The 13,369-nt window shown below is 70.7% G+C and carries 15 protein-coding genes and 2 pseudogenes; 10 read left to right on the top strand and 7 right to left on the bottom strand.

Annotated features, from left to right (window positions below):
- Window positions 1-126: 126 nt before the first annotated feature.
- From OG741_RS04835 to fdhF, 3 genes are all read left to right on the top strand, one after another.
- Window positions 127-990, top strand: coding sequence for a pyridoxamine 5'-phosphate oxidase family protein (locus tag OG741_RS04835; RefSeq protein ID WP_405605401.1), 864 nt, complete (start codon window positions 127-129; stop codon window positions 988-990).
- A gap of 93 nt (window positions 991-1,083) precedes the next feature.
- Window positions 1,084-2,769 carry an NAD(P)H-dependent oxidoreductase subunit E gene (locus OG741_RS04830; protein ID WP_405595454.1) on the top strand — a complete coding sequence of 562 codons (1,686 nt, stop codon included), beginning with the start codon at window positions 1,084-1,086 and terminating at the stop codon, window positions 2,767-2,769.
- A complete protein-coding gene (gene fdhF / locus OG741_RS04825; protein ID WP_405595452.1) occupies window positions 2,766-5,450 on the top strand; it encodes a formate dehydrogenase subunit alpha in 2,685 nt (894 codons plus the stop codon). The genes OG741_RS04830 and fdhF overlap by 4 nt, the downstream gene beginning before the upstream one ends.
- Window positions 5,451-5,578: 128 nt before the next feature.
- Here fdhF and OG741_RS04820 read toward each other — a convergent pair.
- Window positions 5,579-5,812: pseudogene (locus tag OG741_RS04820) on the bottom strand (dsRBD fold-containing protein); the annotation flags it as partial.
- A 206-nt stretch (window positions 5,813-6,018) separates the two neighbouring features.
- On the opposite strand from OG741_RS04820, the gene OG741_RS04815 reads away from it, so the two are divergent.
- The 3 genes from OG741_RS04815 to OG741_RS04805 all read left to right on the top strand — a co-directional run bounded on the left by OG741_RS04815 (window position 6,019) and on the right by OG741_RS04805 (window position 9,096).
- Window positions 6,019-6,309 carry a universal stress protein gene (locus OG741_RS04815; protein ID WP_405595450.1) on the top strand — a complete coding sequence of 97 codons (291 nt, stop codon included), beginning with the start codon at window positions 6,019-6,021 and terminating at the stop codon, window positions 6,307-6,309.
- A gap of 332 nt (window positions 6,310-6,641) precedes the next feature.
- Window positions 6,642-7,517 (top strand): universal stress protein, encoded by an 876-nt coding sequence (locus OG741_RS04810; RefSeq protein WP_405595448.1) that lies wholly within the window; start codon window positions 6,642-6,644, stop codon window positions 7,515-7,517.
- 103 nt (window positions 7,518-7,620) lie between these two features.
- Entirely contained in the window at window positions 7,621-9,096 is a 1,476-nt protein-coding gene (locus OG741_RS04805) for an AAA family ATPase (protein WP_405595446.1), read from the top strand.
- A gap of 152 nt (window positions 9,097-9,248) precedes the next feature.
- On the opposite strand, the gene OG741_RS04800 is transcribed toward OG741_RS04805, so the two are convergent.
- Together OG741_RS04800 and OG741_RS04795 are read right to left on the bottom strand one after the other, a co-directional pair.
- On the bottom strand, window positions 9,249-9,482 hold the full coding sequence (locus OG741_RS04800; protein WP_405595444.1) for a hypothetical protein: 234 nt from the start codon (window positions 9,480-9,482) through the stop codon (window positions 9,249-9,251).
- A gap of 222 nt (window positions 9,483-9,704) precedes the next feature.
- Window positions 9,705-9,956, bottom strand: a complete 252-nt coding sequence (locus tag OG741_RS04795) for a hypothetical protein (protein ID WP_405595442.1) — start codon at window positions 9,954-9,956, stop codon at window positions 9,705-9,707.
- 85 nt (window positions 9,957-10,041) lie between these two features.
- Between OG741_RS04795 and OG741_RS04790 the strand changes: the two genes are divergently transcribed.
- Genes OG741_RS04790 through OG741_RS04775 form a run of 4 tightly spaced genes read left to right on the top strand, consistent with a single transcriptional unit; the run spans window position 10,042 to window position 11,266 of the window.
- Entirely contained in the window at window positions 10,042-10,287 is a 246-nt protein-coding gene (locus OG741_RS04790) for a hypothetical protein (protein WP_405595439.1), read from the top strand.
- Window positions 10,268-10,612: a helix-turn-helix transcriptional regulator gene (locus tag OG741_RS04785; RefSeq protein ID WP_266486510.1), complete on the top strand. Its 345-nt coding sequence runs from the start codon at window positions 10,268-10,270 to the stop codon at window positions 10,610-10,612. The genes OG741_RS04790 and OG741_RS04785 overlap by 20 nt, the downstream gene beginning before the upstream one ends.
- Window positions 10,612-11,109 carry an ATP-binding protein gene (locus OG741_RS04780; RefSeq protein ID WP_405595437.1) on the top strand — a complete coding sequence of 166 codons (498 nt, stop codon included), beginning with the start codon at window positions 10,612-10,614 and terminating at the stop codon, window positions 11,107-11,109. The genes OG741_RS04785 and OG741_RS04780 overlap by 1 nt, the downstream gene beginning before the upstream one ends.
- Before the next feature lie 31 nt (window positions 11,110-11,140).
- Window positions 11,141-11,266, top strand: coding sequence for a DUF6126 family protein (locus OG741_RS04775; protein WP_266486505.1), 126 nt, complete (start codon window positions 11,141-11,143; stop codon window positions 11,264-11,266).
- Window positions 11,267-11,275: 9 nt separating this feature from the next.
- On the opposite strand, the gene OG741_RS04770 is transcribed toward OG741_RS04775, so the two are convergent.
- The 4 genes and pseudogenes from OG741_RS04770 to OG741_RS04755 form a co-directional block, all read right to left on the bottom strand.
- Window positions 11,276-11,497, bottom strand: coding sequence for a hypothetical protein (locus OG741_RS04770; protein WP_405606002.1), 222 nt, complete (start codon window positions 11,495-11,497; stop codon window positions 11,276-11,278).
- A gap of 151 nt (window positions 11,498-11,648) precedes the next feature.
- Window positions 11,649-11,888: pseudogene (locus OG741_RS04765) on the bottom strand (hypothetical protein); the annotation flags it as partial.
- A 242-nt stretch (window positions 11,889-12,130) separates the two neighbouring features.
- On the bottom strand, window positions 12,131-12,610 hold the full coding sequence (locus OG741_RS04760; protein WP_405595435.1) for an NADH-quinone oxidoreductase subunit B family protein: 480 nt from the start codon (window positions 12,608-12,610) through the stop codon (window positions 12,131-12,133).
- Between the two features lie 202 nt (window positions 12,611-12,812).
- Window positions 12,813-13,163, bottom strand: a complete 351-nt coding sequence (locus tag OG741_RS04755; RefSeq protein WP_266486502.1) for a helix-turn-helix transcriptional regulator — start codon at window positions 13,161-13,163, stop codon at window positions 12,813-12,815.
- Window positions 13,164-13,369: the final 206 nt, after the last annotated feature.

The following is a 13,369-nucleotide window of genomic DNA, read 5'->3' as shown; positions in this document are numbered from 1 at the left end:
TTGGGGCCGACCGGGCCGAGACCGACCCGTACGGCCCTGCGGACTCGGGCTTCTCGACCTATGCGCCACGACACCGCACGTGGCACGTTGGGGGTACAGCGACGCTTCGCAGGAGCGGTGATGATCATGCGAGCTCACCTTGGCGATCAACTAGTCGTCGAAAGCCCGAACACCGGCGCCACCAGGCGGGACGGTGAAATCGTCGGGCTCCACCACGCGGACGGAACGCCTCCGTACGACGTGCGCTGGTCGGACACGGACGAAGTGACGCTCGTGTTCCCCGGGCCGGACGCGCACATCCATCACGTCGAGCACGGGCCTGGCGAAACACCGTCCCACGAAGCACACGACCCCAGCGACATCGGCCGGCGCATCGCACTCGAACGCGCGCGGCAAGGACTGACCCGGACAGAAACAGCCCGGCGCGCCAGAATGGCGCCGGAATACCTGGCGTACCTCGAAGAGCGCCGGGCAGACCCCAGCCTCGCGAGCCTTATCAGGCTGGCCGCCGCGCTGGGGACTACCGCAGCCGCCCTGCGCGGCGGCGGCATCGATCTGCCGCCCGGCCGGGGTCAGGCGCTCCTGCACCCTCGGCTGCGAGACCTCGAAGCCGATGAATGCCGCGCCCTGCTTTCGACGCATGGCGTGGGCCGCATCGCCGTTTCGACGCCCGACGGTCCGGCGGTCATCCCTGTGAACTACGAGGTCGTCGATGACGCGATCGTCTTCCGCACCGCACCTGGTTCCGCCCCCGCGGCGGCCATGGGAACGGACGTGGCATTCGAGGTCGACCACGTGGACGAGGCGATGAGCCAGGGCTGGAGCGTGCTCGCAGTCGGCCCCGCGCGGGCTGTTACGGAGCCCGACGCGGTGCGACGGCTTGCCGATCGCGCGCACACCACGCCGTGGGCAGGGGGCAACCGCGAGCTGTGGATCTCGATCCAGCCCGAGCGCCTCACGGGACGGTCTATCAGTCCGTCGGATCAGTGAGTGTCCTCGGGACTGCGCCGGGGCAGCGAGGAGACGAGTCGGGCGACGGCGGCCCCGGATGCGGCCCCCCGCGAAGGACTCCACGATGAAGGCATGGTGCGCGTCTGCCCCGCCGACCGTTTCGACGCCTTCAGGGCCCTCGCCGAACGGCGTGGGAAACCTGCAGACCGGTTGATGACGTCGCTGGCCGTGGCCCGGACGGGCACGGCGACCCACCCCGAGGCCTGGGCGCCGGCCGTCGCCGCCGACGTTGGCCTGCCTGCCGCTGCCGCGCTCGGAGCGGCCCGTTACTACGCGGACTTCGCCGCCCCGCACGGTAGCCGTCACATCCGGGTCTGCGCCGCGACAGCGTGCTTCGCCGCGCAGGCCGGTCTGCATCTCACCGCTGTCGAGCGCCAGCTGGGCGTTACCGCGGGCACGGCCTCATCCGACGGAGGGACGTCGGTACAGGCCGTGCGCTGTCTCGGATACTGCTACGCGGGGCCCGCCGCGCTCGACGGGGATGTGCCCTGTACGGGCCCGACCCTGGCCGCTCAACTCGCGGGCCGGGAGCCACCGCGGGCACCCGGGATCCCGGCGGCCGACGCAACCGGCGACCCGGTTCTGCTGGGCGGTGAGGTGTCCGGAGAGCGCCCGTGGCAGGTGTGGCTCCGAACGGTGACAGCACTTACTCCTGACGAGGTCCACCGGCAGGTGGCCGCATCCGGGTTGCGGGGGCGCGGCGGCGCGGGGTTCCGGGTGGCCGCGAAATGGGCGGCGGCGGGCCGCCGTCCTGACACCGTGGTCGTGGCCAACGGGGATGAGGGCGATCCCGGCTCCTACGCCGACCGGCTGCTGATGGAGGCCGACCCGGGACGGGTGCTGGAAGGGCTGGCCCTGGCCTGCTTCGCCTGTGGAGCGTCCCAGGGCGTAGTGCTGGTGCGCTCCGAGTATCCGATGGCCCTGGCCCGGATGCGCGAGGCGGTCGGGCAGGCGTACAGGGACGGTCACCTCGGGCCGTCCCTGTACGGAACGACCACCACCCTGCACATCCAGGTCGTCGAAGGCGCCGGCTCGTACGTCGCCGGTGAGGAGACCGCGCTGATCGCTGGTCTTGAGGGCGGCCGGGGATGTGCCCGGCCGCGCCCGCCGTACCCGACCGAGCGCGGGCTGTGGGGTGCACCGACCGTGGTCAACAACGTCGAGACCCTTGCGGCTGTCCCATGGATCGTCCGGCGCGGTGGCTCGGCATATGCCCGGCGCGGAACGGCGTCCGAGACCGGGACCAAGCTGGTCTGCCTGTCCGAACGGTTCGCACGGCCGGGTGCGTACGAAGTCGAACTCGGCACTCCGGTGCGGCACATCGTCACCGGGCTGGGCGGCGGCCTGAAGGACGGCGCCGAGCTGGTGGCACTCCAGGTCGGCGGTCCGCTGGGCGGCTTCCTGGCCGCCGATGCGCTGGACGTGCCGCTGACGGAGGCCGACCTCGCTGCCCGGGGCGCCGCCCTTGGCCACGCCGGGCTGGTCGCCTTCGACCGGAGCGTGGCACCGCAGGATGTGCTGCGGCACATCTGGCAGTTCGCCGCCGCCGAGAGCTGCGGCGCCTGCTCACCCTGCCGCGTGGGCTCACGCCGCGGTCTGGAGATGGCCTCTGCGGGCGCACCGCCCGGAGAGGAATACGGACGGCTGTCGCGGGTGCTGGCCGAGGCGAGCCTGTGCGCCTTCGGGCGCCGGATCCCGCCCGCGGTGCGCAGCCTCGCCCGCGCGTACGGCGACCGGCTGGCGGGATGGGACCAGTGACAGGGATCGACGTTGACGGCAGGAGCGTCGAGGTGCCCGAGGGAGCCTCGCTGCTCTCGGCCGTGCGCGCGGCGGACATCGACCTGCCCTCGCTGTGCCACGACGACCGGCTCAGCCCCGCAGGATCGTGCCGTACCTGCCTGGTACGGGCCGACGGCCGAATCGTGGCGGCCTGTGTCACCCCGGCCGCCGCAGGGGCACGTGTCGAAACCGGCACCGACGATCTGCGGTTGCTGCGCCGGGACGCGGTGGAGCTCATCGCCTCCGCCCTGCCGCCGAGGGCCCTCGCCGCCGACAGCCGCAGCGAGTTGGCGCGAGCCTGCCGGTCGCTGGGGATCGGCTCCGAGGCGGCGCAGGGTGCCGGAGGCCGGGGCAGCGACGAGTCCCACCCGTACGTTCACCTCGACCGCGACCTGTGCATTGCCTGCGGCCGGTGCGTCAGCATGTGCTCCGAGGTGCAGGGCACCTTCGCGCTCACCCTCGCCGGCCGGGGCGCCGACACCGTCGTGGCTCCCGGTACCGGCGGACCGTGGGCCGAGTCGGACTGCGTGGCCTGCGGCGGCTGCGTCGACACCTGCCCCACCGGTGCGATCACCGAGCCGGGCCCGGGGCGCGGGCTCACCTCGGCGAACCGGCCGGAGGCAGGACTCACACGCACCACCTGCGGCTACTGCGGTGTCGGCTGCTCCCTTGAGGTCACCACCCGGAACGGCGAGGTCAGCGCGGTTCTGCCCGCTCGGGACGGTCCGGTCAACCAGGGGCACGCGTGCGTCAAGGGCCGCTTCGCCCACGGATACCTCACCTCGCCCGAACGGCTCACCCGGCCCCTTCTGCGACAACGCGACGGCCGACTGGAGCCCGTCGGCTGGGACGAGGCGCTGGACCACATCGCCCGTGGACTGCGCGCAGCTGTTGACGCGGGCGGCCCCGACGCCGTGGCAGCCATCTCCTCCGCTCGGGCGACCAACGAGGAGAACTACCTGATCCAGAAATTCATGCGGGTCGCGATCGGCACCAACAACATCGACAACTGCTCCCGGCTCTGCCACTCCCCGTCCGCAGCCGGCCTCGCCGCCTCCTTCGGACTGCCCGGCGGCACCGACAGCTTCGACGACGTCGAGCGGTCCGACTGCCTGCTCGTGGTCGGGGCCAACCCGGTCGAGGCCCACCCGGTGATCGGGGCGCGACTGCTCCAACGCGTGCTGCACGGAGCCCGGTTGGTCGTCGCCGACCCGCGGGCCGTCGGCCTCGCCCTGCACGCGGACGTGCACCTGCGGCCGCGCCCCGGCACCAATGTCGCCCTGTTCCACGGCCTCGCCCATGTGCTGCTCACCGAAGGCCTGACCGACACGGACTTCCTTCGCGAGCGGGCCACCGGCCTGCCGGAACTCGCCGAGCTGCTCGCCGACTACCCACCCGACCGGGTGGCGGACATCACCGGCGTGCCCGCCGTGGACCTGGTCGCTGCCGCCCGGCTCTACGGCCGTGCCGAACAGCCCGCAATCGTCTACGGCCTGGGCGTCACCGAACACCTCCACGGCACCGACGGGGTCCGCGCCCTGTCCAACCTGGCGATCCTGCGGGGCGCCGTCGGCACGAGTAACGGCTATGGGGTCAATCCGCTGCGCGGCCAGAACAACGTCCAAGGCGCCTCCGACATGGGCGCGTTGCCCGATGTCCTGCCCGGGTACCGGAAGGTGACCGACCCTGCTGCCAGGTCACGGGCCGAGGAACTGTGGGGCGCGCCCGTTCCGCAGCGGCCCGGGATGCGTATCCCCGAGATGTTCGCGGCCGCGCGGGGCGGGAATCTGCGAGCGCTGTGGATCGTGGGGGAGGACGTGTGCGCCACCGACCCCGACACGCAGCGGGTGACTCAGGCCCTGGCCGCCTGTCCGCTCGTCGTCTGCAATGAGCTGTTCCTGTCCGAGACGGCCCGCCGCGCGGACGTCGTGCTGCCGGTCGCGTCCTGGCTGGAAAAGGACGGCACCTTCGTCAATTTCGACCGCCGCTTCCAGCGGGTGCGCGCCGCCGTTTCCCCGCCGGGAGAAGCCCGTACCGACTTCGCGGCCGTACACGCCCTCGCCTCGGCCCTGGGCGTCGACCTCGGCTGCCCGACCTCGGCCGCAGCCCTCGCCGAGTGCGCCCGGCTCACTCCCCTCTTCGCCGGTCTGTCCCACGACCGGCTGGACCGCGAGGACGCCGTCCCGTGGCCCTGCCCCGGTCCCGACCGCCCTGGGGAAGCCACGTTGTACCGGCGCCGGTTCGCCACCGCGGACGGCCGGGCCCATCTGGCCGCCGCCCCCTATCTCCCGCCGGGGGAGCAGCCCGACGAGACGTATCCGCTGGTCCTGGTCACCGGGCGGCGCTGGGCGCACTACAACTCCGGCAGCATGACGCGGCGCGGTGGCAACCTCAGGCTCGATCCGGTCGACCACCTGGACCTCCATCCCGACGACGCCGCCCGGTACGGACTGCGCGATGGCAAGCAGGTCACGGTGGAGAGCCGACACGGCCGGGCCCTGCTGGTCGCCCGGGTCGGCGAAGAGACGGCACCCGGCCAGGTCTTCTGCTCCTTCCACTTCCCGGCGAGCGGCGTCAACAGCCTCACCTCCGACCGCTCGGACACCGTCACGTCCTGCCCCGAGTACAAGGTCACAGCAGTACGCGTGTCCAGGCCGTGACGGCGAGGCGGACTGCAAGAACGTCAGCGCCCCCGCCCTTGGAGACGGAACCAGCGCTCACCGGCGCGGGTCTCCGGGCCGACACCGGACAACCGATGAGGTTGTCCACGTTGCTTCGCCATCGGCGGTCACATACCAGCAATCCGGCGGGTGCTCGGGCCGGTCGCGGCAGTGCCCATGCCCTCGATGTTGCGCTGGGCGACATCCACCAGGTGCTGGCCGAGGTCGCGCATGGCCCTGCCCGCCGCCAGTTCGTCACCGATCTCCGGCACGTCCGCGTCCACCGGGTTACGGTGCGCGACCCCGTAGCCGGTGAGCGCAGTGGCTCCGGTATCCAGCACCACACGTGCCTTCGTCGTTCCGACGCATCCGAAAGACCGGAAACCGGGCCGGTCATTGCGGGCGTGGACGCCGCCAGCGCCGCTGCGGCCATGCTGTGGGCCGCGGCCGAGGCGGACTTACGAGGGCAGCCGCTGCGCATCGTGTACACGGCAAGGTACGGGACAGCCGCGCCGCGTATGCGTCGGTCGAGACCTCCAGTAGGGCGGTCTGGGCGTGGCCACGCCCGGTGTTCGCCCACGGCGACGAGTCGGCAGGCTTCAACGAACGCCGCAGGCTGCTCTCGGAATCCACTGCCGGGTGGGCGGACAAGTACTCCAACGTCCGGTTGACCCACGAGGTCGTGCGCGGCCACCCTGTGGAAGAGCTTGCCCGTAGCTCTGAACATGCGTTGTCTGTTGTCGTCGGAAGACGAGGCTGCGGCGGCTACACAGGCATGCGCCTGGGGTCGGTGGTGCATGGACTGCTGCACCGCGCGGTCTGCCCGGTGATCACCGTTCCCACGCCACCCGCGAAATGAGGACCGGGTGTGTGGTCGGAGCCTGACTGGAACACCGGTACGTCAGCGGACCGGCACCCAGAGGAATCGCCACTGCTCTTACCTCCTCCCGCCGGATTCCGCGCCCACCCGAGCCCTGCCGCATCGGGGTCCGCATGCGCCGCTGGAAGATTTGGGGTACTCCTCGAATGAGAAGCGGCCGTGCTCGGCGCATCGGCGCAGATGCTCACACATCGAGTACGCCTCGAGGTCGCCTGCAAGGCCACCAACAAGGGCACGGGGGACGACAGCAGCCCGGTCAGCCGGACTCGCTCACCGTCGTTCCAGCTTGGTACGAGACGGAGGCAGTCGCCATGGAGCCAGTCGTCACCGTGGGCCTCGACGGCTCACCCGAGAGCCTTGCCGCCGCCCATTGGGCCGCCGACGAAGCCGAGCGGCGCAAGCTCACGCTGCGCCTGCTGCACGCGTGGCCTCTGCTGGTGCCGGAACCGACCCGCATCCCCGCCGAGATGGACCAGAACTACTGGGCGAAGCGGATCGTGCACAACGCGCGGGCAGAGCTCCAGGCGCGTCACCCGGGCCTCTCCATCGTCGGCAACCTCGTCGCCGACGACGCCCAGGACGCACTGCTCCAAGCGGCATCGGAGTCCGAGATGATCGTGCTCGGTTCGCGGGGGCTGGAGCCCGTCGAGAGCTACTTCCTGGGCGACATCAGCTTGCCCGTCGTGGCAGGGGCCGAGCGGCCGGTGGTCCTGGTACGTGCCGAAGCCCCCGAAGAAGGGCCACCGCCCACCCCAGGTACGGCAGGCGGCGTAGTGGTGGCTCTGAAATTGCACGGCCCATGCGACGACCTGCTCGAATTCGCCTTCGCCACCGCCGCAGCGCGGGGCATGCCTCTTCGGGCCGTCCATGGCCGAAGCGTGCCGATCCATGCGCGTGTTCCCTGGGGCGTGGATCACGACGTGACCGAAGAGATCACGCAGGACGCGCAAAATCAGTTGAGCCAGGCCCTCCGTCCCTGGCGCGAGAAGTTTCCGCGCGTGGAGGTGGCCGACAGCGTCGATCTCGAAAGCCCCGCCAAGGCCGTGGTACGGGCCGCCAAGGGCGCCGGGCTGCTGGTGGTCGGCCGACGCAAGCATCGTCCCGCCGTGGCGCCACGTCTGGGTTCCGTGGCCACGGCCGCCATCCATCACGCGCGCTGCCCTGTCGCCGTCGTCGCCCATGACTGAGCCGAGCCGCCGCCGCGAGCCGATGGTGTCGATGCATCAGGCCGACGCGTCTGCGCTCCGGACAGGCACTGGCATTGATGGGCCGCCGCTCCCGCGAGCAGAGGTGTGCGAGACCCATACCGCGGTCGTCTTCTTCGTCGGCGACCGCGTCTACAAGCTCAAGAAGCCGGTGGACCTGGATTTCTTGGACTACTCCACCGTGGCGGCTCGGCGTGCGGCGTGCGAGCGGGAACTGGCTCTCAACCGTCGCTTCGCCCCCGACGTCTACCTGGGCCTGGGAGAGTTTCGCAGCCCGGGCGCGGACACGCCGGAACTTCTCGTCGTGATGCGCCGCATGCCGTCGGAGCGCCGCCTCTCCCGGCTGATAAGCGAGGGCGTCGTCGTCGACGACGCCCTGCGGGCCGTCGCCCGGCAGCTCGCCGCCCATCACGCGGATGCGCCCCGCAGCCGGGACGTGGACGAGCAGGGCACCCGGGACGCGCTGTCGTCGCGCTGGGAAGCCAGCTTCGCGCAGGTCCACGCGCTGGCCGACGACGCACACGCCTCTGACGACGTGGAGGAGGTCGAGCGGCTGGTGCGCCGCTACCTCGCCGGCCGCAAGCAACTGTTCGACACGCGCATCGCGCAGGGGCGGATCGTTGACGGCCACGGCGATCTGCTCGCGGAAGACATCTTCTGCCTCGACGACGGCCCGCGCGTCCTGGACTGCCTGGAGTTCGACGACCACCTGCGCTACGTCGACGGCCTCGACGACGCCGCCTTCCTGGCCATGGACCTGGAACAGCGGGGAGCCCCGGAGGCCGCAGGGTTCTTCCTCGCCCAGTACAGCGAGTACTCCGGTGACCCGGCGCCGCCGTCCCTGCGGCACCACTATGTCGCCTACCGCGCCTTCGTCCGGGCCAAGGTCTCCCTCATCCAGGCCCGGCAGGGCGCGCCCGGCGCTGAGTCCGCGTCACGGCGACTGGTCCTGACGGCGCTGCGTCACCTGCGGACTTCCGCTGTCGGCCTGACGCTCGTCGGCGGGCTGCCGGGCAGCGGGAAGTCCACACTCTCCGGCGCACTGGCCGATCGCCTCGGCGTCACGCTGCTCAGCAGCGACCGCCTCCGCAAGGAGCTGGCGGGCATCCCGGCGGAAAAGTCCGCGGCGACCGGCTACGGCGAGGGTCTGTACACACCCGAGTGGACCGCCAAGACTTACGCGGCCCTGCTCGACCGCGCATCCGCCCTGTTGTCCACGGGAGAGTCCGTCGTCCTGGACGCCACCTGGTCCGATGCGGAACAGCGCGAAGCTGCCCTGCGCATGGCCGAACGCGTCAGCGCCGACCTGGTGGCCCTGCACTGCCAGGTTCCGGGCGAGGTGTCGGCGGCCCGCCTGCGTACGCGCGCCCCCGGAGCATCCGACGCAGGGCTGGAGGTGGCCACCGCCATGGCAGGCAAGGAGTCGCCATGGACGGAGGCGGTCACGGTCGACACCAGCGGTCCTTTGGAGGCCGCCGTCGTCCAGGCGCTGGCAGCCGTACGCCCTTACGGCACCGGCCAGGCCCCAGTCTTCCGCCGCCCCTACATGGAACCGGACTGAGGAGAGTCGCGATGACGCAGCGGGCGGTCTGTGGGCAACCGACGAAATGCGCTGATCAGGACCGATGACGGGCTGACAAGTGACCATTTCCCGCGAATATCAAGATCGTATCCCACGGTCCTGGTCCGGGCCGGTCACAGGGCGCCTGCGGGTCAGTGGCTGTGCCCGTCATCGTGCCCGGATTCCGGGGCGCCGCCGCCTGTCGCAGGCGTGGAACTCGCCTTGGGAGCTTCGGTTGCGGGGGATGCTTCCCCGCGCTGGTCCTCCTCGGGCTGGTGATCGTCCGCTTCCTGTTCCGTGCCGCTGCCGTGGCCTCCGGCTCCCGGCTGTTCGGCCATGTTGGAGGCCAGCCGGCGCAGACCGGCGAAGCTGATGACCGCAGCCATGAGGACAGCAAAGCCAGCCAAGCCGAAGACGCGCCGCCAGGACGTGCCCTCGTCCTTGAGGAAATACGCGCCGAAGGATTGCCGGCAGGTATGAGGACGGCCGCCCGGGTGAGGAAGTCGTCGAAGTGCTGCAGGCCGCCGCTGAGCATCCCGATGCCGAAGGACAGCGGATGCCCTTCGTCAGGTCTCCGAACGTCGAGCAATGGCCTCGCGAGCCTCCTTTCAAGTACGGCCCTCACACCAGCGACCTCTCACCGTCGGGCAGCCACCCCTCCCAGTAGCCGTCCACCAGATCGAGTATCTGCCCGCCTCGACCGTGACCCGCTCCGACCGAAGTTCGGGCACGGTCCACCAGCGGGCGTCGGCCCCCAGCATCCGGCCGGGCTTGTCCTTCCAGCTGCCGTCGGCGGGCAGTACGAGTACGACGTAACCGCGCTTGTCCGCATCATCGACGGCGAACAACCGCCCAACCATTGGAGCGATTCGAACCGGGGGCGCCGTCCCCCGGGAGTGGTGTTACTCCGCACCACTCAGGGCTAGGATTGAAGAGTTCTTCAATTTGTTAGTTGCCGAGCCGGACAAGGGTGCCGAGGTGGGAAGGGTGGCCGTGGGCGGGTTCGTCGAGGCGGTGCTGGAGCGTATCCGGGAAGCGCGGGCCGCCTTGGAGGCCGCGCTGGAGGCCGAGGACGCCTACGGCGCGGCGGTAGCGCAGGAAGAGTTGGACGATGCGCTTCGGCTCGCGAGCGACCACGGGATCGACGTGGGGGCGGAGGAGGGTGAGCGAGGTGCCGGTTCCGCTGTATGAGGCGAAGGCGGAGTTCTTCCGGATGCTGGGGCATCCGGTGCGGATACGGGTGCTGGAACTGCTGCAGGGCGGGCCGATGCCGGTCCGTGATCTTCTTGCGGCGATCGAGATCGAGCCGTCGAACCTGTCGCAGCAGCTGGCGGTGCTGCGCCGTTCGGGCATCGTCACGGCCACCCGCGAGAGTTCGACGGTGGTGTACGAACTGGCGGGCGGGGATGTGGCGGAGCTGCTGGCTGCCGCGCGGCGCATCCTGTCTGTCCTGCTGGCTGGGCAGCAGGAGCTGCTGGCCGAGCTGCGCGAGGCGGAGAAGGAAGCGGCTCCGTGATGGGGATGGACAGGTCCAGGCCGTGGCGCAAGCACTTGCCCGCGGCGGCAGTCGAGCACACCCTGCCTTCGGTCCAGCGGCACATCGTGTCCGTCCAAGTGGCGCCGGAGGCGGTGCGGGAAGCTCGGCAAGCAGTGGCCGAGCACCTGCCGAAGGTCGGCATCGCCGCAGACTCCGCATTCGCCGACGCAGTGCTGCTGGTGGCCAGCGAACTGGTCGCCAACGTGATCCGGCACGCGGCGCACACTCCCGTGACGGACGTCGGGATAACCGTCGGTGCCGGACAGCTGGTGATTGCGGTCACCGAGGGGACCCTCGCCTCCCTTGCCTCGCCGCGGACACAAGGGGTGAGGGTCTGCGGACAGTCGCTGAGCTCGCCGACATGTACGACGGCGATGTCAGCGCGGAACCGGCCGTGGATCACGACGGCAAGGTCGTGCTCGTCCGGTTCCGGATTCCTTATCCAGAGACCCCAGGAGATGCAAGGCCGTGAGTGATGACGGGAACAAGAAGCAAGCCAAGCAGCCGATGGACCTGGAGAGGTGGAAGGAACGCGGCGTCATGCTGCGCGTCTTCGTCTACGTCTTCGCAACGCACCTGTTCGCCGGCTTCATCTGGCTTCTGTTCTACGTGGGCGAGCACGCGCCGAAGTAGCGGGCCGCGTCATAGGTCGTTGCCGGCGTAGGAGAGGTTGAAGCTCTTATTGGTCAGTGGGAAGTCCGGGACGATCGTGTCGGCGAGGGCGACGGGCAGTGCCGGCCAGTTGAAGAACGACGGGTCGACCGGTTTGACCCGGGCCAGAGTGCCGTTGGGGGCGAGCTCGATGCGGGTGGTGATGGTGCCGCGCCAGCCCTCGACGATGCCGACGCCGCTTCCTGGCCCCACGCCCGGTGCGGGCGTCGGCGCGAGGACGGCACCTGGGGCGAGGCCGTCGGTGAGGTGCTCGATCAGGGCAAGGGAGACGTCGATCTCCTCGGCGGACGAGGAAGCGGGCGAGCACGTCGCCGGTGTCGCGGACGGGGACGGCGATTTCGGAGTCGTACGTGGTGAAGGGGTGGCTGACGCGGGCGTCGGTGCCGGGCAGCCCGCTGGCGCGGGCCACGTAGCCGAGACAGCCGAACGTGGACACCGATCCCGCCGCAGGCACCAGCGACAGGGCGAACAGCGGCAGCACCGTCTGCGCCGCCCGTGAGCCCAGCCCGTGCGGGCCGTGCCCGGACGCATACCCGATGCCGTACACCGCCACCGCCGCCACCACGGCCCCCGCCACAGCCATGAACAGCCCCGACAGCGCATCCACTTCAAGATGCACCCCGGCCAGCGGCAGCAGCCCCGGGAGCTCGGCCGACCATCGCCTTCCGCCCAGTACAGCCACACCCGCCGCACCACCGGCCACCCCCACCCCCGCCATGCACATTCCGGCGGCGATGATGCGCCACCGGACCGGCAGCCCGGCACCCGCCGCCGCTCCGGCCCCACCCATGGCGACGGCAGCACCAAGGGCGGCCGCGACCAGGCTCACCGGCCGGTCACCCGCCGCAGCGCCGCCACGATGTCGTCCGGCGTCGGCGGGCACCCCGGCACCTCAAGATCGACCGGTACGACATCGGCGACCGCGCCCTCGACCCCGTACCCTCCCGCGAACTCACCGCAGTTGATCGCACAGTCCCCGACCGCGACCACCAGCCGCGGCTCGGGCATGGCCGCCACCGTGCGCCGCAGCGGCTCGGCCATGTTCCGCGTGACCGGCCCGGTCACCAGGGCCACATCCGCATGCCGGGGCGAGGCCACCAGCCGGGCTCCGTACCGCTCCGCGTCGTAGACCGGGCCGAAGGCCGCCGCGATCTCGATCTCGCATCCGTTGCACGAGCCGGCATCCACACAGCGCACCTGCACCGACCCGCCCAGCCCGCGCGCCATCGGCAGCGGTTCCACCGACCGGGGCGGAGCAGGTTCAGCCACCCGCCCGGTGTCGCGGATCTTGCGCAGCAGGCCCATGAACGCCCCTCCCGGATGCTGGTGAGGACTCTTCCGCAGGTGGCTAATGGACGTCTCCACAGCCGGAGTTACGCCCTTTTTTTGCGCTTTGCCTGTTTTGTTGAGATTTTGTCGGCGCGCGGGCGGGTTGAAGGCGGCCGCCCCTCGCCGCGCAGAGCGCTGTCCATGCACGCCGAAGGGCGGCCGCCGGTCTGGGGACGGCTCAGGTCCGCGGTTCTCCCTCGGACGCCGCCGCCTGCAGGTCGGCGAGCAGTTCGGCCTGGCCCGCCAGCACCCCGGACAGGATCGACCGCGCGACCCTCAGCAGCTCAGCCACCTGCGGACTGGTCAGCGAGTAGAAGACGGCCGAACCCTCCCGGCGGGTTATGACCAGATTGGCCCGGCGCAGCACGGCCAGCTGCTGCGAGAGGTGGGCAGGCTCGACCCCCACCTCCGGGAGCATCTCGGAGACCGCATGCTCGCGCTCGCTCAGCAGCTCCAGGACCCGGATCCGCACCGGATGCCCCAGCGTCTTGAAGAACTCCGCCTTCAGTTGGTACAGCGGCGCGCTCACTGAACCGGCCCCGCGCCCGGGCGTGCCGCCGAAAGGCCGGACGATCGTTGCCAAGCCTGCACCGTGCATCGCATCCACCCAAAACTCTTCACCATGGGGTCATCCTCGCGCCATCACACCGACGTGATGACCTCGGGAATTGCTAAGATTAGCAATTCCGAAGGTCGAGAGTGGGAGGTTCGGGATGCGAATCCCACGACTGCGTG

This window comes from Streptomyces sp. NBC_01410, assembly GCF_045040195.1.
Taxonomy (GTDB): Bacteria; Actinomycetota; Actinomycetes; order Streptomycetales; family Streptomycetaceae; genus Streptomyces.
Note: the sequence above shows the minus strand (reverse complement) of the source record. Positions and strands in the feature narration are given on the sequence as shown.

Excerpts from the sequence above, each read along its gene's own strand:
- OG741_RS04835 (WP_405605401.1), top strand. The coding sequence starts at position 127 with ATGCGAGCTCACCTTGGCGATCAACTAGTCGTCGAAAGCCCGAACACC.
- OG741_RS04830 (WP_405595454.1), top strand. The coding sequence starts at position 1,084 with ATGGTGCGCGTCTGCCCCGCCGACCGTTTCGACGCCTTCAGGGCCCTC.
- OG741_RS04810 (WP_405595448.1), top strand. The coding sequence starts at position 6,642 with ATGGAGCCAGTCGTCACCGTGGGCCTCGACGGCTCACCCGAGAGCCTT.
- OG741_RS04800 (WP_405595444.1), bottom strand. The coding sequence starts at position 9,482 with ATGGCTGCGGTCATCAGCTTCGCCGGTCTGCGCCGGCTGGCCTCCAAC.
- OG741_RS04795 (WP_405595442.1), bottom strand. The coding sequence starts at position 9,956 with ATGGTTGGGCGGTTGTTCGCCGTCGATGATGCGGACAAGCGCGGTTAC.
- OG741_RS04780 (WP_405595437.1), top strand. The coding sequence starts at position 10,612 with ATGGGGATGGACAGGTCCAGGCCGTGGCGCAAGCACTTGCCCGCGGCG.
- OG741_RS04775 (WP_266486505.1), top strand. The coding sequence starts at position 11,141 with ATGGACCTGGAGAGGTGGAAGGAACGCGGCGTCATGCTGCGCGTCTTC.
- OG741_RS04760 (WP_405595435.1), bottom strand. The coding sequence starts at position 12,610 with ATGGGCCTGCTGCGCAAGATCCGCGACACCGGGCGGGTGGCTGAACCT.